The sequence below is a fragment of the Fodinicurvata sediminis DSM 21159 genome (genome assembly GCF_000420625.1).
Lineage (GTDB): Bacteria > Pseudomonadota > Alphaproteobacteria > Kiloniellales > DSM-21159 > Fodinicurvata > Fodinicurvata sediminis.
The window spans coordinates 691,825-717,587 of sequence record NZ_ATVH01000011.1; the positions used below are offsets into that span (position 1 = coordinate 691,825).

At 61.2% G+C, this 25,763-nt stretch carries 22 protein-coding genes and 1 tRNA gene; 11 read left to right on the forward strand and 12 right to left on the reverse strand.

The window, feature by feature from the left end:
• Positions 1–2 precede the first annotated feature (2 nt).
• Positions 3–1,046, reverse strand: a complete 1,044-nt coding sequence (locus G502_RS0104680; protein ID WP_022727504.1) for a threonine aldolase family protein — start codon at positions 1,044–1,046, stop codon at positions 3–5.
• Positions 1,047–1,189: 143 nt separating this feature from the next.
• A complete protein-coding gene (locus G502_RS0104685) occupies positions 1,190–2,197 on the reverse strand; it encodes a GlxA family transcriptional regulator (protein WP_211217793.1) in 1,008 nt (335 codons plus the stop codon).
• 274 nt (positions 2,198–2,471) lie between these two features.
• Here G502_RS0104685 and G502_RS0104690 point away from each other — a divergent pair, with 274 nt between their 5' ends.
• The 3 genes from G502_RS0104690 to G502_RS0104700 all read left to right on the forward strand — a co-directional run bounded on the left by G502_RS0104690 (position 2,472) and on the right by G502_RS0104700 (position 6,043).
• A complete protein-coding gene (locus G502_RS0104690) occupies positions 2,472–3,548 on the forward strand; it encodes a class I SAM-dependent methyltransferase (protein WP_022727506.1) in 1,077 nt (358 codons plus the stop codon).
• A gap of 157 nt (positions 3,549–3,705) precedes the next feature.
• Entirely contained in the window at positions 3,706–5,106 is a 1,401-nt protein-coding gene (locus tag G502_RS0104695; RefSeq protein ID WP_081649676.1) for an MATE family efflux transporter, read from the forward strand.
• A gap of 292 nt (positions 5,107–5,398) precedes the next feature.
• On the forward strand, positions 5,399–6,043 hold the full coding sequence (locus G502_RS0104700) for a hypothetical protein (RefSeq protein WP_022727508.1): 645 nt from the start codon (positions 5,399–5,401) through the stop codon (positions 6,041–6,043).
• A gap of 101 nt (positions 6,044–6,144) precedes the next feature.
• On the opposite strand, the gene G502_RS0104705 is transcribed toward G502_RS0104700, so the two are convergent.
• The gene (locus G502_RS0104705; protein WP_022727509.1) at positions 6,145–7,695 is read right to left on the reverse strand and encodes a winged helix-turn-helix domain-containing tetratricopeptide repeat protein; all 1,551 of its coding nucleotides are present in this window, start codon (positions 7,693–7,695) and stop codon (positions 6,145–6,147) included.
• A 141-nt stretch (positions 7,696–7,836) separates the two neighbouring features.
• Here G502_RS0104705 and G502_RS18665 point away from each other — a divergent pair, with 141 nt between their 5' ends.
• The 4 genes from G502_RS18665 (at position 7,837) to G502_RS0104725 (ending at position 12,224) form a co-directional block, all read left to right on the forward strand.
• A complete protein-coding gene (locus G502_RS18665; protein ID WP_040487504.1) occupies positions 7,837–8,205 on the forward strand; it encodes a cupin domain-containing protein in 369 nt (122 codons plus the stop codon).
• 136 nt (positions 8,206–8,341) lie between these two features.
• Entirely contained in the window at positions 8,342–9,427 is a 1,086-nt protein-coding gene (locus tag G502_RS0104715; RefSeq protein ID WP_022727511.1) for a PLP-dependent cysteine synthase family protein, read from the forward strand.
• A gap of 284 nt (positions 9,428–9,711) precedes the next feature.
• A complete protein-coding gene (locus G502_RS18670) occupies positions 9,712–11,229 on the forward strand; it encodes a pyridoxal phosphate-dependent decarboxylase family protein (protein ID WP_022727512.1) in 1,518 nt (505 codons plus the stop codon).
• A gap of 62 nt (positions 11,230–11,291) precedes the next feature.
• Positions 11,292–12,224, forward strand: coding sequence for a carbon-nitrogen hydrolase family protein (locus G502_RS0104725; protein ID WP_022727513.1), 933 nt, complete (start codon positions 11,292–11,294; stop codon positions 12,222–12,224).
• A 165-nt stretch (positions 12,225–12,389) separates the two neighbouring features.
• On the opposite strand, the gene G502_RS18675 is transcribed toward G502_RS0104725, so the two are convergent.
• Together G502_RS18675 and G502_RS0104730 are read right to left on the reverse strand one after the other, a co-directional pair.
• A complete protein-coding gene (locus G502_RS18675; protein WP_022727514.1) occupies positions 12,390–12,659 on the reverse strand; it encodes a hypothetical protein in 270 nt (89 codons plus the stop codon).
• 52 nt (positions 12,660–12,711) lie between these two features.
• On the reverse strand, positions 12,712–13,479 hold the full coding sequence (locus tag G502_RS0104730) for a DUF899 domain-containing protein (RefSeq protein ID WP_022727515.1): 768 nt from the start codon (positions 13,477–13,479) through the stop codon (positions 12,712–12,714).
• 111 nt (positions 13,480–13,590) lie between these two features.
• Between G502_RS0104730 and G502_RS0104735 the strand changes: the two genes are divergently transcribed.
• Positions 13,591–14,811, forward strand: a complete 1,221-nt coding sequence (locus G502_RS0104735; protein WP_022727516.1) for a hypothetical protein — start codon at positions 13,591–13,593, stop codon at positions 14,809–14,811.
• Positions 14,812–14,820: 9 nt separating this feature from the next.
• Positions 14,821–15,474 carry a Vgb family protein gene (locus G502_RS0104740; RefSeq protein ID WP_022727517.1) on the forward strand — a complete coding sequence of 218 codons (654 nt, stop codon included), beginning with the start codon at positions 14,821–14,823 and terminating at the stop codon, positions 15,472–15,474.
• Between the two features lie 111 nt (positions 15,475–15,585).
• On the opposite strand, the gene G502_RS18680 is transcribed toward G502_RS0104740, so the two are convergent.
• The 7 genes from G502_RS18680 to G502_RS18685 all read right to left on the reverse strand — a co-directional run bounded on the left by G502_RS18680 (position 15,586) and on the right by G502_RS18685 (position 23,367).
• Positions 15,586–16,185, reverse strand: coding sequence for a 2'-5' RNA ligase family protein (locus tag G502_RS18680; RefSeq protein WP_022727518.1), 600 nt, complete (start codon positions 16,183–16,185; stop codon positions 15,586–15,588).
• Between the two features lie 159 nt (positions 16,186–16,344).
• A complete protein-coding gene (guaA, locus tag G502_RS0104750) occupies positions 16,345–17,892 on the reverse strand; it encodes a glutamine-hydrolyzing GMP synthase (protein ID WP_022727519.1) in 1,548 nt (515 codons plus the stop codon).
• A gap of 87 nt (positions 17,893–17,979) precedes the next feature.
• Positions 17,980–18,525, reverse strand: coding sequence for a GNAT family N-acetyltransferase (locus G502_RS0104755; RefSeq protein WP_022727520.1), 546 nt, complete (start codon positions 18,523–18,525; stop codon positions 17,980–17,982).
• Positions 18,518–19,837, reverse strand: a complete 1,320-nt coding sequence (locus tag G502_RS0104760; RefSeq protein ID WP_022727521.1) for an RsmB/NOP family class I SAM-dependent RNA methyltransferase — start codon at positions 19,835–19,837, stop codon at positions 18,518–18,520. Before G502_RS0104760 ends, G502_RS0104755 begins: the two co-directional genes overlap by 8 nt.
• A gap of 48 nt (positions 19,838–19,885) precedes the next feature.
• On the reverse strand, positions 19,886–21,343 hold the full coding sequence (gene guaB, locus G502_RS0104765) for an IMP dehydrogenase (RefSeq protein ID WP_026989076.1): 1,458 nt from the start codon (positions 21,341–21,343) through the stop codon (positions 19,886–19,888).
• A 138-nt stretch (positions 21,344–21,481) separates the two neighbouring features.
• Positions 21,482–22,210, reverse strand: a complete 729-nt coding sequence (locus G502_RS0104770; protein ID WP_022727523.1) for an RlmE family RNA methyltransferase — start codon at positions 22,208–22,210, stop codon at positions 21,482–21,484.
• Positions 22,207–23,367 carry a Ppx/GppA phosphatase family protein gene (locus G502_RS18685; RefSeq protein ID WP_022727524.1) on the reverse strand — a complete coding sequence of 387 codons (1,161 nt, stop codon included), beginning with the start codon at positions 23,365–23,367 and terminating at the stop codon, positions 22,207–22,209. Before G502_RS18685 ends, G502_RS0104770 begins: the two co-directional genes overlap by 4 nt.
• 326 nt (positions 23,368–23,693) lie before the next feature.
• On the opposite strand from G502_RS18685, the gene G502_RS0104780 reads away from it, so the two are divergent.
• Both G502_RS0104780 and G502_RS0104785 read left to right on the forward strand, forming a co-directional pair.
• A tRNA-Gln gene (locus G502_RS0104780) sits at positions 23,694–23,767 on the forward strand.
• Positions 23,768–23,900: 133 nt separating this feature from the next.
• Complete coding sequence (locus tag G502_RS0104785) at positions 23,901–25,763, forward strand: site-specific integrase (protein WP_081649678.1); 1,863 nt, start codon at positions 23,901–23,903, stop codon at positions 25,761–25,763.

Consider the following 25,763-nt stretch of genomic DNA (forward strand, 5'->3'; position numbering starts at 1 on the left):
AGTTACGAGAGCGCGTGCAGACTCTCCTCGATGATCGAGAGTGCCTCGTCGACCTGCGGCGCCTGGATATCGAGATAGAAGACGACGCGGACAGCATCGCCGCCGGAGGGCAGCATATGCACGCCCCTGCGGTAGGCCTCCTCCACGAAATCTCCGGCCTCGATGTCCACCAGCCGGAAGCGCACGATGTTCGTTTCGACATTCGCGGGATCGATCTCGATCTGCGGCAGGGCGGCCAACCCCTCGGCAAAGCGCCGCGCGTTGTCATGCGTCTCCTGCAGGCGCGGACGGTGGTGCTCCAGGGCATGCAGGGCCCCGGCGGCGATGATGCCGGCCTGCCGGAATCCGCCACCGAACTGCTGCTTGAAGCGCCGCGCGCGGGCGATCAGGTCCCTCGATCCGACAAGGCAGGAACCGACCGGGGCGCCCAGTCCTTTTGAGAAGCAAACGCTGACCGTGTCGAAAGAGGCGGCATAGTCGGCCTCCGCAATGCCGGTGGCCGCCGTGGCGTGCCAGAGCCGCGCCCCGTCGAGATGCAGCGTGACGCCGTGGGACTTCGCCAGTTCGGCCACGTTCCGGATTTCCACCAGCGGCCAGATCGACCCACCGCCGATGTTGTGCGTGTTCTCCAAACAGATCAGGCGCAGCGGCCCGCTGACTGTCGCGGGAAAGAAACGATGAGCCGGGGCCAGGAAGGGCTCGACATCCTTCGCAGTGAAGATTCCGCGCACGCCGGGCAGCAATCTGGGCAGCACCCCGGAGAAGGCGGAGGAGCCTCCACCCTCCAACAGGTAGATATGTGCGGCCTGATCCAGCAGCACCACGTCTCCCGGCTCGGTGTGTGTGCGCACCGCCACCTGGTTGGTCATGGTGCCGGTGGGCATGTAGACCGCATCCTCCTTGCCCAGAAGCTCGGCGGTCCTGGCCTCCAGCGCCTTGACGGTGGGATCACCGCCATAGACGTCGTCCCCCACTTCGGCCTCGGCCATGGCTGTGCGCATCTCGCGGGTCGGGCGGCTGCAAGTGTCGCTTCTCAGATCGATCATTCGCTTTATCGCTCACACTATAAGGACTTGCTTGACGCAGTTTTTTGCCAGTCACTCGATAAACCCTTGAAGTGCTAGCACCGCAATGACCTTAGTTCCAGATCTTGAGAGCATTTTCCTGTTAAAGGATCTGGCTTTTCACCTTAGCCCTTCTGCTGTGTGCGTGCATAAACTGGAATCTGGAAGCGTCGGCGATAGACGCCAGGGGAAAGCCCGGTAACGCGCTTGAAGAGACGCCTGAAGAAGGCGGGTTCCACGTACCCGACCTGCCAGCTGATCTCATCGACCGGGGCTTCGGTACGTTCGAGGCGCCGCTTGGCATCCTCTATTCTCAGGCGCTGGACGTAGGCAATCGGACTGAGACCCGTTGCAAGCGTAAAGCGGCGCTTGAAAGTACGTTCACCGAGACCTGCGAGGCGTATCATTTCTTCCAGGGGATTTGCCACAGAGAAATGCCCGGCGATCCACTCCTGAGCCGTCTGGACGGCAAGATCGCCATGATCGCTACGCCCCTCGAAGATGATGTAGGGGGCGAGCCCGTCTTGATGCCATTGCAGGGCAAAGAAACGCGCAACCGCCTGGGCAGCGGTCGCACCGACATGGCGACCTATCAGATAGAGCACCAGGTCGTGCCAGGTCATGGAAGCGCCCGACGTGATCAATTCCTCGCGCTTTCCTGAAATCACCAGTACCCGCTCCGAGTGGATCGGCACCTGAGGATAGACAGACGTGAAGGCAGTGGCATAGCCGAAATGCACCGTAGCCTCCATCCCATCGAAGACGCCTGTTTCAGCAAGCAGGAACAAGCCCGAGCAAGCCGAGCAGAGCAGCGCACCACGGCTGTGCATCGCTAGGAGCCACTGCACCAGTTCCGGATAGCGGCCCTTCTGCCACCCCTCCGCTCCCAGCAAAACCGAAGGCACAATGATGATGTCCGTTGACTCGATCGACGTAATATCGCGCTGCACCGTGACGGGAACGTGACTGGCGAGCCCCAACGGCCCGGCCTGAACACCGACGATCTCGACCCGGAACGGTGGCGACTGAATTGCCATGCTGTTGGACTGTGGCATCATCGCAAAGGCATTCATCACGTCGAAGATACCGCTCAGCGTCGAAACCACGGCTTCTGGAATGGCAACGAGGCTCACGTGAAGTGGTTCTGATCCGGGAACAGTGCTGTGCAGAGACATTTCGTAGGTCCGCGATATCCCAGCGCAAACAGTAGCATCGCGCTCATGGGGGAACCATGTCTCTCCGCGAACTATTTAGTGGAATGCCTGCGTTCGCCAAACTGACAAAAATTCGACGCGAATGGCACAAACGGCCCGATTGTGGACCGTCCGGCTCTCCCGTTCGTCATCAACAGCTGTGATCATCCGTGAAGCTCCAGATCACCTGGATGCTTCAACCGGAGATTTAGGTATGGCCCTCGTTCAAAGCACCCCTGTCGATTCCACGAAACTCGATACATTCCTGTCCCGTGTCATTGGTGATATTTCGGCCGGATACGGTGGCGTGATGATCAGCCTTGGCCATCGCCTTGGTCTCTATAAGGCAATGGCCGACTCTGGTCCCATGAGCTCTCACGAACTGGCCCGACGGACTGACTGCGCCGAGCGCTACGTGCGCGAATGGCTTGGCTCACAGGTGGCAGGCGGCTATGCAAACTACCATACCATCAGTGATACCTACGAACTGACTCCCGAGCAGGCCCTTGTCCTGGCCGAGGAAGAGAGTCCCTTCTTCATTCCCAATGCCTGGTCGGTACCAGCTTCGATGTGGGCGGACGAGGATAAGGCTGTGGAGGCCTTCCGCACAGGCAATGGCATTCCCTGGAGCGACCATGATGGGCGGCTCTTCTGCGGGGTCGCCGCTTTCTATCGCAATGGCTACAAGGCAAACCTGGTACCTGAATGGCTACCGACCCTCGACGGCGTCGTCGAAAAGCTGAAAGCCGGGGCGCTAGTGGCCGATGTCGGCTGCGGCCATGGCCATTCGACGGTCCTTATGGCCCAGGCCTTCCCCGCCTCCCGCTTTCACGGCTTCGACACCCACGAGGAGTCCTTGACCGAAGCCCGGAAAGTTGCCGAAAGAGCCGGTGTTGCCCGTCAGGTAAGCTTCACGGCAGCGCAGGCGAACGCTTACAGCGGCACCGGTTATGACCTCATTTGCTTCTTCGATTGCCTGCACGACATGGGCGACCCGGGCGCGGCAGCCGCTCACGCAGCCAAGACCATCGCAGTCGATGGCACCGTTATGCTGATCGAACCTTTTGCCAACGATCATGTCGAGGACAACGTTTCCCCGGTTGCACGCATGTACTACGCGGCCTCCACGATGATCTGCTGTGCTCATGCGATCTCGGAAGGTGGCCACACGGTACTCGGCGCGCAAGCCGGGGAGGCCCGGCTTGCGGACGTGTTTCGGAAGGCCGGGTTCACACACTTCCGGCGTGCTGCCCAAACGCCATTCAACCTGATCCTCGAAGCACGCCTGTAAGCGCACTGAATAACAAGATCGCCGGAGCCTGTCCCGGCAACACCCCTAACAACCACACCAGTAAAGCTACGGGTCAGCTCTTGCCCCTCACCTCCTGCACGGAGGGCGGGCAAGAGCCTCTCGTGTGCTTGCCTGTATCATAGATGGATAACCAAAGATGTCTCCTGCAAACGCAGATCATGCATCCAGAGCCAGGGCCGTGGCCGGCGCCGAATGGCGTCTGCACCTGGAAGAAGGGCGCGCCTTGTTCAGGCTGGCAGTACCGATCGCCTTGATCGCCCTGGTCAACATGGGAATGAGCGTGACCGACGGCGTGATGGTATCTCTTATCTTCGGAACCGACGCGTTGGCGGCGGTTGCGGTCGGCAGCGACCTCTACTCGATCGTCTTCTACCTGGGGGCCGGTGTTCTCGGCGGCCTTGCGCCGTTCTACACAGCCGCAGTAACGCATCTTGACGCAGAAGAAAAAGCAAGTCTCGTACGGGTCGGCTGGATGACAGTGTGTTTGCTCGCCATTGCGAGCGTGCCAATCGTCTGGCTCGCACCTTCCTGGCTGAAGGGCCTTGGTCTTGAAGCGGCTCTGCTCGAGCAGGGCCGCGGTTACACACAAACCATGGCGCTCACGCTCGTTCCAATGCTCGGTGTCATGCTTTACCGCACGATCCTGACGGCGGCCGAGCAGCCCAAAGTCTTCCTGCGAGTTACACTGGCGATGCTGCCTCTTAATGCGGTTGCGAACTATCTTCTAATGACCGGTCCCGGCCCCCTTCCTGCCCTGGGCCCCACGGGAGCAGGCACCTCCTCCCTGCTGGTCGCCTTGATGACCCTGGCCGTGCTTGTCGCCATTGCCCGCCGCGCTTCCAACGGTGCTCGGCCCGCCCATTCCGCCCGAGCCTGCTTCGACTGGCTTGGCTTGATTGCGGTGATCCGCATCGGCTTGCCAATTGGCATCGCAACTGTAGCCGAGGTGGGCATCTTCCTTGGAGCAACGCTGTATGCTGCAACACTGGGAGCAGCCGATGTTGCCGCGCACACGCTCACACTGCGAACCGCGGGCATCGCCTATGCCGTGCCGGCCGCACTCCTGCAAGCTTCCATGGTACGCATGGCACGCGCCGAAAGCCTGGAGGATCCACGCCACCGCCATTCCGTCATCACAAGCAGCCTTGGTCTCGCTCTTCTCTGCGGAACGATAATCTGTCTGCTTATGGTTGGAGTTGCAGGGTCACTCGCGGCAAGCTTTTTCGACGAAAGCCATATGGGGCTTAAAGCAGCCAAGCTCGCCTTCGGCCTCCTGATCCTGCTTGGCCTGATCGACCTCGTGGGCGGTCCCGGTTCGGCGACTACAGGCCTGCTGCGCGGACGCAAGGATACCCGGACGCCGATGGTCTATATGCTAGTTGGCTATTGGCTGATTGGTGCACCGCTAGGTCTCTATCTCTGCGAGGTTCTGGATTTCGGCGTTACCGGGCTATGGACAGGTCTTGCCGCTGGCACTCTCACGACTACCCTGCTTTCGCTTGCTCGGCTATTCTCCACCTCCCGTCAGCACCGTTAGGAGTAGGCTGATACTTTCAAATGCAGGACTGAGCCTCCTATGTACACTTGATTGTCTATGGCGGCTTTCGGTTACGCCAAAGCCCACGCTGATGATGGCACATACCGCGTTGATGGTCCGTGTTGACACACCGGCCAGGAAGCCTTCGACATCCCCTGTGCTGAAAATTCCTGCACACCGGGAAATGCCGGCTCCCCGTTTGAACGAACGGTCTCCGGCTTCTGGACCCCTGCTAATCTCTTCCCATGGCCAATCGCGCCAAACCTTTCATATCACGACGAGGAGTCTCGGCATGTCCCGAACCGCACAGTTTTTCAGTAACCTGGCAGTTTGTGCCGTTGCAGGTGTTGTCACCCTTTCACCCGCGAAGGCAGATGAAGTTACGGAACAGATAAACCTGGGGCTGGAACTTTACGAGTCAGAGGCATTCGGAGCGGCAATCGTCGAACTTGAATTCGCGATCGAGGATATTCGCGATGCCATGAACGAGCAGATTGGGACAACTTTCCCCGATGCACCAGAAGGTTGGACGGCAATGGATCCCGAAACTGGTGGCGGAGGCGGGGGTAAAGCCGCCGGCCTGCTTGGTGGACTTGGTGGTGGTAGCAACATAAGCCGCAGTTACACGGAAAACGAGGGAGAAGGCGTCATGCAAGCGGCCATCATGCTCGACAACCCCATGATGCAGAGTCTGGCTGCCATGATGAACAATCCTTCCATGTTTGCAGCCCAGCCCAATGTGGAGCGCCTTCGTGTCGGCCGGGAAAGGGGCATGCTCAAATGGGAAGAGGAACAAGGCAGCGCGGAAGCCAACGTAATGATCGATGGCCGAATCATGCTTCAGGTTACGGGCAACAATCTCGACTCAGCCGACAGGGTCGAAGAGTTGATGCAGTCCTGGGACCTTGAGGCCTTGCGCAGCAGTGCAGCCCGGTAGGAGGTGGTCAGGATTTTCAATCACCTGCATTCGACAGCCGCTCTATCAATAAAGTGCAATCTGCCCCCGACGACGCCACACTATGATGACTTAGATCGCGATCAGAAGCCGTGCCGCCGCAGTTCCGTCGCGATGCGCGCGCGAGACGCGGTATCGCGTGTCGGAAAGGCGGCAAAATAGTCCGCCGCCGTGGCATCGGGTTTACGCCGGCGCACCTCGCGCCGCCATCGGGCCGCCTGGTCGTGTCGGCCAGCCAGACCATTGGCAGCAAGCGCGATCATTGCGATCAGGTAATGTGCTCCGGGTGTGGTGGCAGCCCGATCGGCCCAGCTGGCGGCGGCCTCATGGTCTTCCTGCTGAATCAGCATCTGCGCACGAACGCCGTGAATGCCATAGAGCAGCGGGTCGAGTGGGCTTAGATGCAGCGAGGTGTCCAGCGCGGCGAACGAAGCAGCCGCCTTACCGTTCAGCATATCGGTGAAGGCCGCAGCGTAGAAGCCTTGCGCATAGTTAGGGTTCAGCGCCGTCGCCCGTGCCAACCAGTCAGCAGCGACTTCGGGCTCATCCGTCAACCAGAATGTACGACCCATTGTAAAGTTCGCAAAGGGGTCTAGAGCATCCAGCTCCAGACTGCGCTCGGCATGGCGCCGAGCCTCGCGAGCGGCCAATGCTGGGTCAGGCGTCAGACGCAGGAACGCGTCGAGAAAGCTGGTAAAAGACAGTCCCGCATGAGCACGCGCGAAGTGCGGATCTAACTTGACCGCCCGTTCGAAACAGACCTGCGCCAATGCCGTGTCGTCAGTCGTGAAACGGTACAGATGACCGAGGCCGATGTGATAATTCGCCCAAGCACCCAGCCCCGTCGGGTCACTCAGCCGCGCGATGCGCGCTTCGTTGAAGGGTATGTGAGCCTCAAGTGCCGATACGAGGTGCACCACAATCCGCGCCCTCAGATCACCGATATCGTCAACAGGAGCCACGAGCCGATCGGCCCAGAGGATCTCGCGGGAACTGGTGTCGGTCAGTTCGAGCGTCACAGCAATGATACGATTGTGGCTCTCGATAATTCCGGACAGGACGTAGCGCGCGGTAAGTGCTGTAGACACCAAATCCAGATCAGCTGCAACTTGCCGGAAGCGGAAGGATGACCCTCGCGCGATCACCGCAAGCCATCGCAGTCGCGATAAAGCCTCGATGATCTCGTGCGGAATCGCATCCCCCAGAATGGCGAGCTCCGGCAACATGCCGAGCTGTTGCAAGGGGAGTACGGCGATAGAGGGACGCCCGCCGGGGCGATCAGATGGCTGGTGAACGATGCCGTCAACAGACGCCTGCTCGAGCGGCAGTGTGGATACCTCGGGGATGAAGCGGAATCCCCGGCCATGAACCGTGCGGATTACTGCCTGTCGCACCCCGTTGTCGCCGACCGCCTGACGGGCCGAGCGGATACGGCTAGAAATGCTGGCATCCGAGACCGCCTGACCTTGCCAAACCGCAGCGACGATCTCGTCCTTCGAGACCATGTGATCGCGATTTCGGACCAGATGGATCAGCAGGGTAAGCACTTGGGGTTCCAGCCGCACCGGTATTTCGCAGTGGCTGAGTTGGAAGCGCTCCGGGTCGAGACGAAAATCACCGAATGCCCAAGTCATGTGAGAGCATATGGTATAATCGCCGACTTCTACAGGAATTCTTCAGAACTCCGTCAAGCTTGCTCGACGCGGATGCCTTAGGATCAACAAATACAATGGCGCGGGGCTTCCGAAGGCCCAAAAAGGGAATTGGAGTGAGCCATGCAAGAAAATTCGATAGAAACAAGACGGTTCGAGAAACCAGATCAACTCCTGGACATGAAAGAGCGCGGCGGCATCTCCATCGTCAAGATGGCCGATGGCAGCTCAGGAATGCGTGCTGTCTTTGAACCCGGCTGGACTTGGGAGGCTGACGAGAAACCGCTGCTCGGCTCGCCCGAATCCTGCCCCATGCGGCACACCGGCTACTGCATGTCGGGCAAGCTTGTGGTTCGCATGATCGACACGGGCATCGAGACACATCTGAGCACGGGCGACTTCTTCGAAATTCCGCCCGGGCACGATGCCTATGTCGAAGGCGCCGAGCGGGTCGAACTGATCTTGTTTGCGCCGCCCGAACACCAGCACTGACATTTCCCGCTCATGCCGGTTTGCTCGGAAGACCGGGTATTTGCAGGCGGGCGAGCACGGACACAGTGGTCCCGAAGCAAATTTCATGTGTCGACCAGGATTGTCCCGGTTGATGAAGAAAGGACGGAGAAAATCGATGGACGCAATGACGATGCGCACAACACAGGGGCGCGGCAGGCTTTTCGCCAGCGTCCTCGAAACCGTGGGCGACACCCCTGCGATCCGGATCAATTCGCTCGCGCCGGACGGTGTGGAGGTCTACGTGAAGGCCGAGGCCTTCAACCCGGCCGGGTCGGTCAAGGACCGGCTGGCGCTCAGCATCATCGAGGAGGCCGAACGCGACGGAAGACTGAGCCCGGGGCAAACTGTGGTCGAGGCGACGTCGGGCAACACCGGAATCGGACTGGCCATGGTTTGTGCAGCCAAGGGCTATCCGCTGGTGGTTACAATGGCCGACAGCTTTTCGGTCGAGCGCCGCAAACTGATGAGGATGATGGGTGCAAAGGTCGTGCTTACGCCGCGCGCTGAAAAGGGCTTCGGCATGTACCGCAAGGCAGTGGAACTGGCCGAAGCGAACGGCTGGTTCCTTGCCCGCCAGTTTGAAACCGAGGCGAACGCCCGTATCCACGAGAACACGACTGCCCGCGAGATTCTCACCGACTTCGACGGCAAGCGGCTGGATTACTGGATCACAGGCTACGGCACCGGCGGCACGGTGACGGGGGTGGGGCGTGCTCTGCGCCGCGAACGGCCGGAAACAAAGATCGTGCTGTCGGAACCCGCCAACGCGCAGCTTCTGGGCAGCGGTCACGCGCAGGCGCGCAACCCGGATCATTCGCCCGCCGAAAGCCACCCTGCTTTCCAACCACATCCAATCCAGGGCTGGACCCCCGACTTCATTCCCCACATCCTGCAGGAAGCGCTGGATGACGGGCTTTATGACGAACTGATCCCTGTTGCCGGCCCCGACGGCATTGCCTGGGCTCAGAAACTCGCGCAGCGGGAAGGCATTCTGACGGGTATCTCTGGAGGCTCGACCTTTGCCGTCGCCATGCAGGTCGCCGAACGGGTCGAGCCTGGGGCCGTCATCCTCTGCATGCTGCCGGACACAGGCGAACGCTACATGTCAACGCCGCTGTTCGAAACGATCCCTGAGGACATGACCGAGGAAGAAACGGCACTGTCACGTTCGACGCCCGGTTATCAGATGGCCGCAGAATAGCCGCCGAAACCTACGGAAAAAATGATACGACTCTGCACGATCCGTCTCTGCAGTGCCGTGGGCCAATCAAGTTGGGTAGGGAAAACCGCAGCGGTCTCGCGGCTCGAATCAGCAACAAAAAAAAGTCCGACAAGCTGCAGTCGGAGCCGCTCCCAAGTCATCAGTCGGCCTGACGGGCATTTTCGGTTACCTGCAGTATCCATGAACGCGCAGTGCAACTGCGAGTCTGAAGCGCCCTGACGTTCATCCGCGCGAGCGAACATCACATCTTGGGAAAGCCAACCATGACTGCAGTCGCAAATGAAGCGAAGACCGCCCGGGAGGAAAACCTCGACCCTGAGGATTGGGAAACGCTCCGCATTCTTGCCCGACGCATTGTCGACGACACGGTCGATTATACCCGCGACGTTCGCGAACGCCCTCTTTGGCAGGTCATGCCATCCGAAGTACGCACGCGCTTCCACCGCCCGGTGCCGCAAAAGGGCCGGCCGCTAGCTGAAGTCTACGACGATCTCGTCACGAACATGTTGCCGTACCCGATGGGAAACATCCATCCACGCTTCTGGATGTGGTACATGGGAGCGAGCAATTTCACGGGCGCTCTGGGAGACTTCCTTGCAGCCATTCTTGGCTCGAATCTCGCCGGCGGCGACCATGCTGCAGCTGAGATCGACAAGCAGGTCGTTTCCTGGATGAAGGAAATGATAGGCTATCCCGCAACGGCCAGCGGTACGCTGGTCTCAGGCGGATCAATGGCCAATCTGATCGGCCTGACCGTCGCACGCAACCAGATGTCTGGCATCGACATGCGTGAACTGGGCATAGGCGCCCTGAAGGCACCCCTGAGGTTCTACGGCTCGGATCAGATCCATTCATGTCACCAGATCGCAGTGGAAGCGATGGGGCTGGGCAACCAGGCCCTTTGCCGTGTGCCATCCGACACGGCTTGCCGGATGGATGTTGCAGCCCTGCGCAGGGCAGTGGACCGTGACAGAGCGGCAGGACACCAGCCCGCCTGTGTGATTGCAACTGCCGGCACGGTCAATACGGGCGCCATCGACGATCTGCAGGCGATCGCTGATTTCTGCGTCGATGAAGGGCTGTGGCTGCATGTAGATGGGTGCATCGGTGCACTCCTCGCAATAGCGCCCGAAGGACAGGCGCTGATACAAGGGATGAAGCGCGCCGATTCCATTGCATTGGACCCGCACAAATGGCTGCACGCCCCCTTCGAGGTTGGCTGCGCTCTTGTCCGCGATGCTGATGCACATTTCGGCAGCTTCACGCTGACGCCGGAGTATCTTGAAAACGCACCGCGCGGCATCGCGTCGGGAGCCTGGCTGCACGACTTCGGACTTCAAACTTCACGCGGATTCCGTGCCCTCAAGGTCTGGATGGCACTGGAGGAGCAGGGTGTGGCCAAATTCGGCCGCCTCATCGATCAGGACCTTGCTCATGCCCGCTACCTGTCGGAACGAATAGAAGCCACCCCTGATCTGAGCATGTGTTTTCCGACCGCAATCAACATCGTCTGCTTCCGCTATGATCCGGGAGGACTGCCCGAGCCGTCGCTCAAGAGGCTGAACACCGAAATCATGGTGCGGATGCAGGAAGCCGGCATCGCCGCAGTCTCCGACACCACGGTTCAAGGTCGCCATTGCCTGCGCGCCGCAATCACCAACCACCGCACGACACGCGCCGATCTGGATATCCTGATCGACGAGGTTTTACGCCAGGGAGAAACGCTGATGGGGGAGGCCGGTTTTTTGACCGCCACGGAGCTTCACATGTGGCGTGCCTAGAGGACAAGTGCGGCTCAAGCTTGCAAATCTGCGCTTTGAGTTGCCCCACAAAAGGAAAGAAGATGAAGGTCTCGATCGTACAAAAACCACCGATCTATCTCGATCTCGAAAAATCCATGGTTCGCGCGGTGGAAATTGTTCAGGAATCCGCAGCCATGGGCTGCGACATGGTGGTTTTTCCAGAAGTCTGGCTGCCTGGCTACCCCACTTTCGTCTGGCGGCTACCGCCAGGGGCCGGTATGGGCAAGACGGATGCGCTTTATGCCCTTTCACAGGCCAACTCGGTGGATCTGGGCAAGAATGGATTGAGGCCGCTACAGGAAGCGGCACAAGACTGTGCTGTCGTAGTGGTGATCGGCTATCAGGAGATCGACGGTTCTGTCAGTGGCAGCACACTTTTCAACAGCTGCGCGATCATCGATGCGGATGGCAGGCTGGTCAACAATCACCGCAAGCTCATGCCGACAAACCCGGAACGGATGGTCTGGGGTTTCGGTGACGGCGCCGGCTTGAACGTGGTTGATACCGCCGTCGGCCGTGTCGGTGCATTGATCTGCTGGGAAAACTACATGCCGCTCGCACGCTATGCGCTCTATGCCCAGAACATCGATATCTATGTTGCTCCGACATGGGACAGCGGCGACACATGGTTCGCGACAATGCAGCACATCTCACGTGAGGGCGGTTGCTGGGTGATCGGTTGCGCAACGGCGCTTGAAGCATCCGACATTCCCGAAAACATTCCATTTCGCGATGAGCTTTTCCCGAACGAGGACGAATGGATCAACGCGGGCGATGCCGTCGTCTACAAGCCCTTCGGTGGAATCATGGCCGGCCCGATGCATCAGGAAAAGGGCCTCCTGACAGCCGAGATCGATGTCGCTGCCGCACGGGCGTCTCGACGAAAATTCGACGCCAGCGGACATTATGCCCGACCCGACGTCTTCTCTCTCACCGTGAAGAGAAAGAAACAACGCCCAGTCCTTTTCGAATAAAACCTCCCGCCGAACGTTGACAGCGCCCACTATTGTACTTCTCCACTCCCTCTCGATGGTGCCCGGCGACTTGCTGGTCATGTCTTGGACCACGCGGTTGACGACGGGCATAGCCTGACCATGGCCGGCCAATTGGATCTAGTGTTTGTTGCTGCAGATGCTGAATCAGGACCAGTGGACAGGCCACTTTCTTCGTCGAAAAGGAAGCATCAGCCAAGGCGGCAAGTGAAAAACACTCATCAGTAGGTACATCAGAACCATCCCACTCAGCGGCGAGCCATGCTGCAGGATCGCGCCATGGGTATCTGGAACGACACCCCCAAGGCCGCTTGCAAGCAGAGCCATTAGAGCAAAGGTCGGTGCGGCTGTGAGTCTCAGGAAAGCGGCCACCCTGGGGATCGAAACAGGGTTGTTGCCGGTATAGGAGTTGCTCATTTCTTGCCTCCTGCGGTGAAATTCGGGTCCTCCGCGACTTTTGGAAATCCGCTCAAGCTTCACCGTACTCGTCATGACGGCGCCACCAGACACCCGTCTCGTTGCGCCCCTTCGGAGCACGGTCGAGCCACTGGTACATGCCCCAGAGGCCGTCCAGACCCCGCGCATAGGTGGAATAGCTGTGATAGACGACGCCATCCTGGAGCGCGAACGCACTCATGCCCGGCCTTTCAGAAAGATACGTGGGCACGTCGGTTCGACACATGGCCGCGAACAGGGCTTCGGGTCCGTCCTCCTGGTCCAGCTGACCTCCAGCCTCCTCGTGCCGGTAGTTGTACTCCACGTCTCCGCTGCGTTGCTGCGTCTCGGTGAACCAGATATTGAAGTCCGCGTTGAAGTCGCTGCCGAACGAGGACGCCCAGGGAAAGGTCCATCCCATGCGCCGCTTGTAGGCCTGTAGCTTCCCTAGCGGCGCTCGCGAGACCGCCGAAAGCGTGACGTCATGGTTCGCCAGGTGGATGGCGAAGCCCTCGAAGCCGTCCGCGATCGCCGAGCAGGACGGGCATCCAGCCTCGTAGTCCGGGCCGAACATGAAATGATATACGAGCAGCTGCGAGCGTCCCTGGAAGAGATCCGCCAGTGAAGCGCTCCCCGCGTCCGTCTCGAATTGATAGTCCTTGTCGATCCGGACCCACGGCAATTGCTGGCGTCGCCGCGCCAGCTCGTCGCTGCGGCGTGTCAGCTTCTTTTCCTCCTCCAGCAGCGCGCGCCGCGCCGCGAGCCATTCTTCACGTGTTCCCGTCATCTGCTTGCTCATCATCGTATCTCCTTGGCTTAGGGATCCCTTCCGTTTCTCGAAATCGGTCGGGCTACGGGCTAGACTTAGCGAAGGCTATCGAAACGAGGGAGTTACAAGTGTGACGGGATTCCCATGGACGCGTTGATCACGGCCGCGGCGCGCGCCCTTGCGGCGGGGGATCATCTCGGCGCCTTGAACAGGGTCGCCCTGCGCGACGATGCGCCTGCCCTCGCGCTTCGCGGCATCGCGATGGCCCGGCTCGGCGACCTGGGGCGGGCCAGGACGCTTCTGCAAAGCGCGGCGCGCGCCTTCGGTTCGAATGAGACCATGGCCCGCGCGCGCTGCATCCTGGCCGAGGCCGAAATCGCCCTGGTTTCTCGCGACCTGGGTTGGTCCGCCAAGACACTCGGGACAGCGCGGGACACTCTGGAGGCTCACGGCGACCGGGTGAATTCCGCGCATGCACAAAACCTCGAGGCCCGGCATCTGCTCCTGACCGGTCGCCTCGACGAGGCCGAGCGGGCTCTTGCCGATATCGAACCCGCTCAGCTGCCCCCAGCCTTGCAGGCGACCCACCATCTGACTGTTGCGGGGATCGCCATTCGCCGGGTCCGGACAGAGAGCGCGCGCGCTGCACTCTCCCGGGCTGACAGGGCCGCGGCCGAGGCGGGCATCCCCGCGCTGACGGCGGAGATCGATAGCGCATCCCGCGCCCTGGAAACACCGGCGGCACGTCTGATCCGCCAGAATGGCGAGCGCCTCATCCTCCTCGAGCAGGTCGAAGAGCTTATGGCAGCCGGAAGTCTCGTGGTGGACGCCTGCCGTTATGTCGTCCGGACCGCAGACACGGCAGTCTCGCTCGCCCGGCGCCCCGTCCTGTTCACGCTGGCACGCACCCTGGGCGAGGCCTGGCCCGGAGATGCGCCCAGGGACACACTCCTCCACAGGGCGTTCCGGGCCAGGCAGGCTGATGACTCCCATCGGGTACGCCTGCGCGTGGAAATCGGCAGGCTTCGTGCCGCCATGCGCGGCCTGGCCGGCATAAGCGCAACGAAACGCGGCTTCACGCTGACGCCATATGAGGCGCGCGAGGTTGTCGTGCTGGCCCCACCCGTCGAAGATGAGCATGGCCGGGTGTTGGCCTTCCTCTCCGATGGTGAGGCCTGGTCGAGTTCGGCCCTGGCCCTTGCGCTGGGAACCAGCCAGCGGAGCGTGCAGCGGGCTCTCGACTCGCTCGCGGCCTCCGGCAAGGCGCAGTCCTACGGCCGCGGACGCGCGCGACGATGGATGACACCGCCCATGCCGGGAATCACGACAACCTTGTTACTCCCCGGGCCGCTGCCGAGCGGCTAGACTGGAACCATGAAACGAACCGCAGCAGAAATCCTCCGGGACTATGGTCCCTTTCCGGGCACGGACAGCGTGCATGGCGTGACTTATGACGGCCGGTACGTCTGGTTTGCCGTAGGTGACAGGCTGAACGTCCTCGACCCCAAGAGCGGAAAGGTAGAGCGTTCGATCGAGGCCGCCGCACAAGCCGGAACGGCCTTCGACGGGCGGCACCTGTTCCAGATCGCCGGGGATCGCATCCAGAAAATCGATCCGGAGACTGGCGGTGTCCTCACCACGATCCCGGCCCCCGGCGAGGGAGGGAATTCCGGCCTCGCCTGGGCCGAAGGGATGCTCTGGGTGGGACAACACCAGGGCCATAGGATCCACCAGGTTGACCCCGATACAGGAGAAATCCTTGGCACCCTCGAGTCCAACCGCGCGGTCACCGGCGTCACCTGGGTTGACGGCGAACTCTGGCACGGAACCTGGGAAGGAGGCGAAAGCGATGTGAGGCGGATCGACCCGTTCAACGGAGAGGTTCTGGAGAGGCTCGTGATGCCCAGCGGCACGGGTGTCTCCGGACTCGAATCCGACGGCGGCGATCAGTTCTTCTGCGGGGGTGGCCCCAGTGGAAAGGTACGCACCATCCGTCGACCACGGAGAGCCTCTCAGCGCCAAGCTTAAAGCAATACGGATGAGGTGAAGCCTAGCAGGTTTCCGTGACAGTCATGAGCAGGCCGCATTACGGTCAGGCGGCCATTTGCTGGTACCAGGTGAAGATTCGAGGCAGATGTCTCATCCATTCAGAGACCAGCGCCCAAGTACGTTATATCGCCCGAGCCCCAGTTCACTGTGTATAAGGACGAATTCGTGAACCATGAAGCGGATCGGCTCGATGGATTGCGCGGGAATCGCATTTGGTCCATAGAGCAGTGTCATGTGGGGCGTAAATTGGTTCGCTGCCCTCAGCCCATTTTTCACCATGGCAACACCGAGAGCTCCGTGGAGATCGAAGAACGTGTCCCCCTCGCCGAGCAACACCAGTGGCCGCCTGTGCGGCCTGCCACTCTCAAAACTCGTGATGAAACGGAAAGCCACCTCAAAGGGACGCATCGAAACGGCTCCCGCAGCCTGCTTCGCCGCATAGATAAACTTCGTGCGCAGACATCTGTCATCCCGAACGTGATGTAGCGAGATGTGTAGTCGCTCCGGCTTGAGCCGTGTCCCGATCAGATGGTTCTGGCAAACGAACCACTTGCCGAATCGTTCAATACGGACGGATGTCTCGGTATCCGGAAAAAGCATAAAGGTTAGCCGCTCAGGCCGCTTGGGCCTGGCAGGCAGTTCCCGGAAAAATTCGAACGTGCCTTGCGCGGGCGTGTTTCCATGCTCCATGGCATCTCTCGATCTGGGCGAGAGAAAATAGAACAAAAAGTGAACATATTGCAAGACTACTGAACACGCTACCACAGCGATGCCAACTGCGCGGATTATGGCACAGCCTTTTCACCGCTGATTGAGCAATGAGAATCTTGTGGGGGGCAAAGAGCCCCCTCACTCCCACTCGATCGTGCCCGGCGGCTTGCTGGTCACGTCGTAGACCACGCGATTGACGCCACGCACCTCGTTGATGATGCGCGTCGCCGCACCGGCCAGGAAGCCGTGATCGAAAGGATAGCTCTCGGCCGTCATGCCGTCGGTGGAAGTCACCGCACGCAGGGCGCAAACGAAGTCATAGGAGCGGGCGTCCCCCATCACGCCGACCGTGCGCACCGGCAGCAGGACGGCGAAGGCCTGCCAGATCGCGTCATAGAGGCCGGCCTTGGCGATCTCGTCCAGATAGACGGCGTCGGCCTTGCGCAGGATGTCCGCCTTCTCGCGCGTCACCGGTCCGGGGATGCGGATGGCCAGGCCCGGTCCCGGGAAGGGATGGCGCCCCACCAGGCTTTCCGGCAGACCGAGCTCACGGCCCAGCACGCGCACTTCGTCCTTGAACAGCTCGCGCAGGGGCTCGACCAATTGCATGTTCATGCGCTCGGGCAGGCCGCCGACGTTGTGGTGGCTCTTGATGGTGACCGACGGTCCGCCGGTGAAGGAGACGGACTCGATCACGTCGGGATAGAGCGTGCCCTGGGCCAGGAAGTCGGCGCCGCCCACCTTGGCTGCCTCTTCATCGAAAACGTCGATGAAGGTGTTGCCGATAATCTTGCGCTTCTCCTCCGGATCCTCGACGCCTTCCAGCTTGCCCAAAAACAGCTCGCTGGCGTCACGGGCCACCAGGGGGATATTGTAGTGATGGCGGAAGACCTCGACCACCTGCTCTGCCTCGCCCTGGCGCAGCAGGCCGTGATCGACGAAGATGCAGGTCAGTTGCTCGCCGATGGCCTCGTGGATCAACACGGCCGCCACCGAGGAATCGACACCGCCCGACAGTCCGCAAATCACGCGGCCGTCGCCCACCTGGTGCCGGATCGCGGCCACGGCCTGTTCGCGGAAAGCGGCCATGGTCCAGTCGCCGCGGCAGCCGGCGATCTTCTGCGTGAAATTGGCCAGCAGCCGAGCTCCGTCGGGGGTGTGCACCACCTCGGGATGGAACTGCACGCCATAATAACGGCGCTGCTCGTCCGCCACGGCCGCACAGGGCGCGCCCTCTGAAGTCCCGATCACTTCGAAGCCCGATGGCAAGGCAGCAACTCGGTCGCCGTGGCTCATCCAGACCTGGTGGCGTTCGCCTTCCTCCCAGAGTCCCTCAAAGAGTGGGCTGGCCTTGCGGATCTCCAGGAAGGCCTTGCCAAACTCCTGATGGTCCGAGCCCTCGACCTGTCCGTCCAGCTGCGCGGCCATGGACTGCTGGCCGTAGCAGATGCCCAGCAGCGGCACCCCCATCTCGAAGATCAGCTGCGGCACCCGCGGGCTGCCTTCGGTCGTGGTCGAGGCTGGCCCACCCGAGAGGATCACCCCCTTGGGGGCAAAGCTGCGGATGCGCTCCGGGTCGGCACTGAAGGGCATGATCTCGCAGTAGACGCCGCTTTCGCGGACACGGCGGGCGATCAGTTGGGTGACCTGAGAACCGAAGTCGAGAATCAGGATGCGATCGGTCATGGCTGTGTCTTTAAGTCCTTCTCGCCTGAAACGCCGCCGCAACGGCATGAAGATACTGCGCCCTTTTAGCCTCTCGCCACCGGCAGGTCAGCCCTTTACGCTTTTCAGCCAACCAATCAGGTCGGGCCAGGCATAGGCGGTTTCCTCCAGCCGGGTCCCGGCAAAACTTTCGTGCCGTTGCCCGATGGACTGTCCCCCCATGGCCTCGTAGAAATAGCGGCTGTTGTTACCGGAGAGCACCCAGAGACAGGCATTGAACCCACCAGCGGCAGCGATCTCCTCGAACGTCGCAGTGATCAGAGCCCGCCCCGCACCCTGGTTTTGCCAATCAGGATGAACGTACAACGCATAGATTTCAGAACGATATGGCAACGCCCTGCCACGTGTTCGCCCCCAGGTCGCGAAACCGACCAGCGCGCCCTCCTCGCTTTCGGCCACCAGGACCTGCATCTCCTTGCGCCGGGCTGCCAGTTCTCGCCAGTAGTGCGTACGCTCCTCGACGGACAAGGCGATCAGGTAGTCGTCGGGGACAAGACCCGCATAGGCCGCTCGCCAGGTTTCCACATGAATTTCCGCCAGGGCCTGGCCATCCATGGCCGTGGCTTCCCGTACGCGAAAGGCCGTGTCAGACATCCGGCACCTCCTGTCGCTCCAGGACGGCCGCGAAGAATCCATCGGTACCATGTGCCGCCGGGAACAGGCGCAAGTGATCCTGGACGCCCTCGGGGAGATCCGTGCCAAGCAGCTCGGGCCAAATCTCCTTGACCGGCTTGAGCGCAAAATCGGAGTGCCCTCGCAGGAAGTTCTCCACGCGCTCCTCGTTCTCTTCGCGCAACAGCGAACAGGTGGCATAGACCAGGCGGCCCCCCGGCTTCACCAAGCGTGCAGCACTGTCCAGGATGCGTTCCTGCAGGTCCAGCAATTCCCCCAGGTCCTCGGAAGACAGGCGCCACTTACCCTCGGGATTGCGCCGCCAGGTGCCGCTGCCCGAACAGGGGGCATCGACCAGAACCCGGTCAAAGGCCTTCTTCTGCCGCTTCAGCCAGGGATCGCGCTCACTGGACAGCGCCCGCCGCGTGACGTTGTGAACACCGGCGCGACGCAACCGTACGGAAGAGCGGGCAAGGCGCTTTTCCAGAACATCGCAAGCCAGTAGCTGCCCCTTGTTCTCCATGGCAGCGGCCAGTGCCAGCGTCTTGCCGCCGGCGCCGGCACAGAAATCACAGACGCGCTGACCGGGCTGGGCATCGGCCAGCAGCGCCACCAACTGCGAACCCTCGTCCTGTACCTCCAGCAGACCGTCGCGAAAGGCCTTGGTCGCCGCCACAGGTCGCCGGCCATCGATGCGCAATCCCAGGGGCGACCAGGGACAGGGCTCGGTCTCGATTCCCTCGTCGCGCAGAGCTCGCCTCACCGCGCCCTTATCCGACTTCAGGCTGTTGACCCGCAGGTCGACTGCTGCCGCCTGGCGCAAGGCGGTCAGTTCGACCTCGAGCCTGTCCCCCAGGGCGTTCTGCAGTGGCCCCATCAGCCAGTCCGGCATCTCCAGGGCCACGGAAGCTGGTTGGTCCGGATGGTCAAGAGTATGCGTTGCGAGGCCCTGCAGCAGGGCTGCCTCATCGGCGTCGGACGCCGGAGGTGCATACTTGCCGCTGCCCAGGCGTGCCTGGAGGCCGTCCAGGCTTTCACCATTGGCCAGCAGGTGCCAGGCCAGGATCTGGCGCCGCGGTGTCGCCTCCCCGCCACAGCGCTCGATCCACCAGTTGATGCGGGCATGACCGCGCAGCGCTCCATAGCACTGCAGGGTGATGTTGCGCCTGTCCTTGGCTCCGATGTAGCGGCGCTGTCGAAAATAGTCGGCAGCCACCCGATCCGACGGGCGCTGCGTTCCCGCCATGCTTTCGTACAGCTCGATCGCCGCCTGCATGCGTGCCGCAGGCGTCATGTCACGCGCTCCAGATCGCACCGCTTGCCCTGAACAGTGACGGTCACTCTAGTTGCGGTAGTTCGGGGCTTCACGGGTCACCACCACATCATGGACATGGCTTTCCTTGAGCCCGGCATTGGTCAGGCGCAGGAAGCGGCAGTTGCGCTGCATATCGTGCATGGTGGCATTGCCGGTATAGCCCATGGCAGCGCGCAGGCCACCGACCAACTGGTGTATGACGGTCCCGGCCGAACCCTTGTAGGGTACCTGCCCCTCGACACCTTCGGGCACCAGCTTCAGATTGTCGGCCACCTCCTGCTGGAAATAGCGGTCGGCGGAACCGCGCGCCATGGACCCCAGAGACCCCATGCCGCGATAGGCCTTGTAGGTTCGCCCCTGGTAGAGGAAAACTTCGCCCGGGCTTTCGTCCGTGCCCGCCAACAGGGAACCGATCATCGCACAATCCGCGCCTGCGGCGATGGCCTTGGCCAGGTCTCCGGAAAACTTGATGCCGCCATCGGCAATCACCGGCACGTTCAGGCCTTTGCAGACCTCGACAGTGTCGAAGAGTGCCGTAAGCTGCGGCACACCGACCCCGGCCACCACACGTGTCGTGCAGATCGAGCCCGGGCCTATGCCGACCTTGATGGCATCAGCCCCGGCATCGGCAAGGGCCTTGGCGCCGTCCCCGGTGGCCACGTTGCCGGCAATGACCTGAACCTCATTGGACATCTTCTTCACCCGGTCGACGGCATCCAGGACGCCACGCGAATGGCCATGTGCCGTATCGACCACCAGGACATCCACGTCGGCATCCACGAGCGCCGCGCCCCGGCGCAGGCCGTCCTCGCCCACACCGATGGCAGCAGCCGTTCGCAAGCGCCCCTGGGGGTCCTTGCAGGCGTTTGGGTGGGCCTGGGCTTTTTCGATATCCTTCACGGTGATCAGGCCGGTGCAGCGGAAGGTGTCATCAACGACCAGCAGCTTCTCGATACGATACTGGTGTAGCAGGCGACGGGCCTCGTCCCGGCTGACGCCATCCTTGACGGTGATCAGGTTGTCCTGGGTCATCAGTTCCGAGACCGGCTGCTGCCGGTTCTCTGCAAAGCGGACGTCACGGTTGGTGACAATGCCCACCAGGCGTCCGCTCTTGCGCTCCACCACGGGAATGCCCGAAATCCCGTTGGTGTCCATCAATGCCAGTGCGTTGGCCAGTGGTTCATCGGGATGTATGGTCACCGGATTGACGACCATGCCGCTTTCGAACTTCTTGACCTTGCGGACCTCGTCGGCCTGCTCCTCGATGGTCATGTTCTTGTGAATGACCCCCAAGCCACCGACCTGGGCCATGGCAATCGCCATCCGGCTTTCCGTCACGGTGTCCATTGCCGAGGACAGAAGCGGGATGCCGAGTTCGATGGTGGAGGTCAGGGAGGTACGCGTGTCTGCTGTTCCCGGAAGCACGGATGACTCCGCCGGTTCCAGAAGCACGTCGTCAAAGGTGAATGCGTCGCGAATCTGCATGCCAACCGCCTTGATTTCGGATTGGCGGCGCATCTTACACGAGGTCCCTTCCCTAACAAGAGCAAAGCCAGGCATGGTATGGGATTCTGCGAGACTGTCACAGCCACGCTTCTGGTCATCCGGACGGACGGGAAGGGATCAGTTGGGACCGCCGCTGCGCCCGCTGCCGCGAAAGCCCTGGGCCACAACATAGAGCTCGGATGAATCGCTTCGGCTTGCCGGCGGCTTGATGTGCCGGACACGCTCGAAATTCAGTTTCAGGCGCTCGAGCAGCGCCTTCTCGGTCCCGCCCTGAAGCACCTTGGCCACAAAGCTGCCGCGCGGACTCATGACCTCTTCGGCGAACTCCAGAGCGGCTTCCGCCAGGGCCATGATCCGTAGATGGTCCGTCTGGGCATGTCCGGTATTGGCCGGCGCCATGTCCGACAGCACCACATCGGCCCCACCGCCCAGCAGATCGCGCAGCTTCTGCGGTGCCTCCTCGGCCATGAAATCCATCTCCAGCAGCTCAGCCCCCGGAATCGGGTCCATTTCCAGCAGGTCGATACCGATGACGCGGCCGCCATTGCCCACGCGCTCTACAGCCACCTGGGCCCAGCCACCCGGGGCCGCCCCCAGGTCGACCACCACCTGGCCCTTGCGGAACAGGCGCACCTTCTCGTCGATCTGCAGGATCTTGAAGGCGGCACGCGAACGATAGCCGCGGGCTCGTGCTTCGGCCACATAGGGGTCGTTCAGCTGCCGCTGCAGCCAACGCGTCGAAGAGGCCCTGCGTCCCTTGGCTGTGCGCACCGGTGTGTGCAACCGCCTTGAGGCGGCACCACTTCCGCGCTCCCCCTTGCCTTGGCCCTTCTTTCTGTTGCTCATTCGGCGGCCTTCGCGGCTGACAGCAGATCCTCGGATACGGCCACGCCCTGCCCCTGTGCAATCAGGCCCGCCAGGATTCCCTCACGCACACCGCGGTCGGCCACCCGCAGGCGCTCGACCGGCCAGGTGCGCAGGAAGGCATCCAGGATGGCGCAGCCAGCGATCACCAGGTCGGCGCGCTGCACGCCGATGCAGGGGTGGGCCACCCGTGCCTGGTATGACATGCGACAGATGGCGCGAATGACGGCCCTGGCCGTGTCGGCACTCATGTAGAGGCCGTCCACCTTGTGCCGCTGATAGCGGTGGAGATCGAGATAAACGCCTGCCATGGTCGTGACAGTCCCTGAGGTTCCGAGAAACTGGAGATTGCCCTGGTGTGCAAGGGACTGCAGGCCAGCGATGGCTTCGAAGCCGTGCAGGGCCTCCAAGGCTTCCCCCACCATAGCCTCGTAGACCGGGCTTTCAATATCCTTGCCGCCATATTTTTCGGCCAGGGTGACCACCCCCATGGGCAGCGAATGCCAGGCGCGCAGGTTGCCTGTTGCAAGGGCACCCTTCTTCACCAGGGAATTCCCGCAGCAGGTCAGCCAACTCAATTCCGTTGAGCCACCGCCAATGTCGAAAACCAGGGCGTCCGGGCAGTCCGGCGCCAACAGCGGCGCACAGCCCTGCAGGGCAAGGCAAGCTTCTTCTTCCGAGGAGATGATCTCCAGCTCCAGGCCGGTTTCCTGCCGTACCCGCCTCAGGAAGGCATCGCAATTCTCGGCACGGCGGCAAGCTTCCGTCGCCACGGCACGCAAGTGACGTACGCCGCGGTACTTCAGCTTCCCGGCACAGGCCTGGAGGGCCGCGATGGTGCGCGCCATAGCCGCTTCGCTCAGACGCCCATTGCGCCCCAACCCCTCGCCCAGGCGCACGATGCGTGAGAAGGTATCCACTACGCGATAGCCATCTTCACAGGCGCGCACGATCAACAGGCGGCAGTTGTTGGTGCCCAGATCCAGAGCGGCATAGAGAGGGGCCGCCGAAGAGGTGCGCGCGCCGTTTGGAGCCTTGGAAGCAGAGCTGCGCTTTTGACCGAACTGATCAGAGGCAGCATGCTTGCTGACTTCCTTCTGCACTGGCACCCGGATCCCTCCGACTCGTTGATTGACCATGCCCGTCACTCTTACCAGCACACGTCCGGCGACCGAGAACAACCCCGAACCAGCTAGGAGCAGGCAACACAGGGCAATCTGTAACTTTAAGACCTTTACCCGGATGATGGCTAGAGCGCAGCGCGGTTTTTTTGCCCGAGCTGCAAAGTCACAGGCGCCAAACGATCGTCCGATGGAGCGGGTCTGCCTGATGAAACCGGACCGCCACAGCCCTCCGCTCAGACGAAAATTTTCACCGCGCCGGGGCTTGCATTCCCCCGTCCGCTTCGACTACATAGGGCCTCAACGCTGGCGCGGCTGCTGCCCGCCACATGCGGCCCCTCTGCTGGGGGATAGTTTAATGGTAGAACGGCGGACTCTGACTCCGCTAGTCCAGGTTCGAGTCCTGGTCCCCCAGCCACGTTCCCAGAATTATTCTTTAAGGCCAGTGAGTTAACGCCGACCCTGAAACCCAGGGCGGCCGGGTGTGACACACAGGTGTGACACAGACCTGTGACACATGGACCCGATGCCGCCCAGACACGGAGGCGGTCATGGCCAATATTACCCCCCACCTGCAACGCCGCGGGGCGCGCTACTATTTCCGGAAACGGCTCCCCTGGCTCTTTGCGAAGAGTCTGCGGAAAACCCATCTCGTCCGCTCCCTCCACACTGCCTGCCCGCAGATAGCCCGTCGACAGGCCCGGCGCCTTTCTGCAAGATTGGAGGATGCCTTCCAGGACGTCGAGCAGATGAGCCAAGAAGAACACCGCGAACCCACGCGTGCAGAGCTGGATCAGATCCTGATGGACATCTTCACCGAGATCCTCGATGCCGGTGAACTGCACCGCGCCGCCCGCACAAAAGGCTATCGTGCCGAGCCGGTCGAGGAGGAGCTCTCCCCGGCCTACAACTTGCTGGGCATGAGCAATGCAGAATGGCACCAGGCCCGTGCTGAGCTGAAACTGGAATTGAACGACCTGGAAGACGCTGAACGCACCGTTCGACCAAAACTCGATCACTATAACCTTGAGCTCCCCGAGGATTCCGCCGAGCGGAAACTGTTCCTGCGACAGGTGCTTGCAACCGAAACAGCCGCCCACCGTGTGGAGATAGACCGGGAAGCCGGAAACTATTATGCGCCGGTTCACCCCTTCGTCCAGCAGGTCAGTCCAGCAGGAATGCATGCTTCACAGGCATCCCTGGCCGCATCTCGCGAATTGCTGTCAGATGCTTATAAGGATTGGCTGGACACCAAGAAGAAGGAGAACCAGTGCACCGAAAATTACGCGAAACAGGCGGACTACGCGCTACAGCTCTGGGTCGCCCTTATGGGCGACAAACCCTTTGCCGAAGTTCAGCGCAGCGATGCCATTAAGTTCCGTAGTGAGCTTGCCGGACTACCGGCCATGTCAGGGCGCAAGTTCTATGCGGATACATCCCCACAGGACGCCAGTACACTTCGCTCGGAAATCCAGGCACAACTGGATGCAGGCAAGGCCCAGATCAGGGTGAAGGGGCAGCTCATCGGACGTGATGATGCCGAACGCTTTGCCCGCGCCCTGACGGCAAAGACAATCAACAGACACCTTGGTTATCTAAGTGAGTTCTTCGGGTGGAAGATCGATTCATCTGGCTACTCCTTCCAGAACCCATTCACCAATAGCTTCTTTCCGAAGAAGACCGTTCGCAAGCAGGCCAACAAACGCAAGACGTGGCAGACGAGCGAACTGAATGAGCTTTTCCGCGCACCGCTTTGGACGGGTTACAAAAACCATCGGAACAGAAAGACACCCGGCCCTGTCCTTCAGGAAAACATCCGCTTTTGGGCACCCCTGGTCGCGTTGCACTCCGGCATGCGCGAAGAGGAGGTCTGCTCTCTACAATGTGAACACATTGTCTATAATGACGATGCGGACAGCTGGCTGTTCTACGTGGAAAAGGGCAAGACCGAGAATGCTGAACGCTTCGTTCCCATCCACCCCAACCTGGTCGAAGCCGGATTTCTCGATTTCGTGGAATGGTCGAGGAAGCAAAACCAGAGATATCTCTTCTACAAAGAGGCGTCCCACTTTTCCTCAAGAACGGAATCGCAGCGTCTTTCAAAGTTCTTCACGAACTATCGCAAGTCTATTGACCTTTATAGGGCGGGGATGGATTTCCATTCCCTCCGACACAATTTCCGCACGCGGTTCCAGCAAGAATACCAGGGCGACACGCGTATTGTAGATTGGGTAACAGGACACTCGAGTGACAGCGAGGTTGCACAGCTCTACTTCCACGGCTATCGCGCCCGGGATATAGCAAATGCCGTTAGCGCACTCGACTTTGAGGTTGATCTAACACATCTCGCAAACACTCGTGGCAAACGGCTACGCGCCCTCGAGGTGCCTCACAGACCCGCGAGCAAGGATTAG

Excerpts from the sequence above, each read along its gene's own strand:
- guaB (WP_026989076.1), bottom strand. The coding sequence starts at position 21,343 with ATGCAGATTCGCGACGCATTCACCTTTGACGACGTGCTTCTGGAACCG.
- G502_RS18675 (WP_022727514.1), bottom strand. The coding sequence starts at position 12,659 with ATGAGCAACTCCTATACCGGCAACAACCCTGTTTCGATCCCCAGGGTG.
- G502_RS18665 (WP_040487504.1), top strand. The coding sequence starts at position 7,837 with ATGCAAGAAAATTCGATAGAAACAAGACGGTTCGAGAAACCAGATCAA.
- G502_RS0104700 (WP_022727508.1), top strand. The coding sequence starts at position 5,399 with ATGTCCCGAACCGCACAGTTTTTCAGTAACCTGGCAGTTTGTGCCGTT.
- G502_RS0104785 (WP_081649678.1), top strand. The coding sequence starts at position 23,901 with ATGGCCAATATTACCCCCCACCTGCAACGCCGCGGGGCGCGCTACTAT.
- G502_RS0104755 (WP_022727520.1), bottom strand. The coding sequence starts at position 18,525 with ATGTCTGACACGGCCTTTCGCGTACGGGAAGCCACGGCCATGGATGGC.
- G502_RS0104740 (WP_022727517.1), top strand. The coding sequence starts at position 14,821 with ATGAAACGAACCGCAGCAGAAATCCTCCGGGACTATGGTCCCTTTCCG.
- guaA (WP_022727519.1), bottom strand. The coding sequence starts at position 17,892 with ATGACCGATCGCATCCTGATTCTCGACTTCGGTTCTCAGGTCACCCAA.
- G502_RS0104705 (WP_022727509.1), bottom strand. The coding sequence starts at position 7,695 with ATGACTTGGGCATTCGGTGATTTTCGTCTCGACCCGGAGCGCTTCCAA.
- G502_RS0104735 (WP_022727516.1), top strand. The coding sequence starts at position 13,591 with ATGGACGCGTTGATCACGGCCGCGGCGCGCGCCCTTGCGGCGGGGGAT.
- G502_RS0104770 (WP_022727523.1), bottom strand. The coding sequence starts at position 22,210 with ATGAGCAACAGAAAGAAGGGCCAAGGCAAGGGGGAGCGCGGAAGTGGT.
- G502_RS18670 (WP_022727512.1), top strand. The coding sequence starts at position 9,712 with ATGACTGCAGTCGCAAATGAAGCGAAGACCGCCCGGGAGGAAAACCTC.
- G502_RS18685 (WP_022727524.1), bottom strand. The coding sequence starts at position 23,367 with ATGGTCAATCAACGAGTCGGAGGGATCCGGGTGCCAGTGCAGAAGGAA.
- G502_RS0104725 (WP_022727513.1), top strand. The coding sequence starts at position 11,292 with ATGAAGGTCTCGATCGTACAAAAACCACCGATCTATCTCGATCTCGAA.
- G502_RS0104695 (WP_081649676.1), top strand. The coding sequence starts at position 3,706 with ATGTCTCCTGCAAACGCAGATCATGCATCCAGAGCCAGGGCCGTGGCC.
- G502_RS0104715 (WP_022727511.1), top strand. The coding sequence starts at position 8,342 with ATGGACGCAATGACGATGCGCACAACACAGGGGCGCGGCAGGCTTTTC.
- G502_RS0104680 (WP_022727504.1), bottom strand. The coding sequence starts at position 1,046 with ATGATCGATCTGAGAAGCGACACTTGCAGCCGCCCGACCCGCGAGATG.
- G502_RS0104730 (WP_022727515.1), bottom strand. The coding sequence starts at position 13,479 with ATGATGAGCAAGCAGATGACGGGAACACGTGAAGAATGGCTCGCGGCG.
- G502_RS18680 (WP_022727518.1), bottom strand. The coding sequence starts at position 16,185 with ATGGAGCATGGAAACACGCCCGCGCAAGGCACGTTCGAATTTTTCCGG.
- G502_RS0104760 (WP_022727521.1), bottom strand. The coding sequence starts at position 19,837 with ATGACGCCTGCGGCACGCATGCAGGCGGCGATCGAGCTGTACGAAAGC.
- G502_RS0104690 (WP_022727506.1), top strand. The coding sequence starts at position 2,472 with ATGGCCCTCGTTCAAAGCACCCCTGTCGATTCCACGAAACTCGATACA.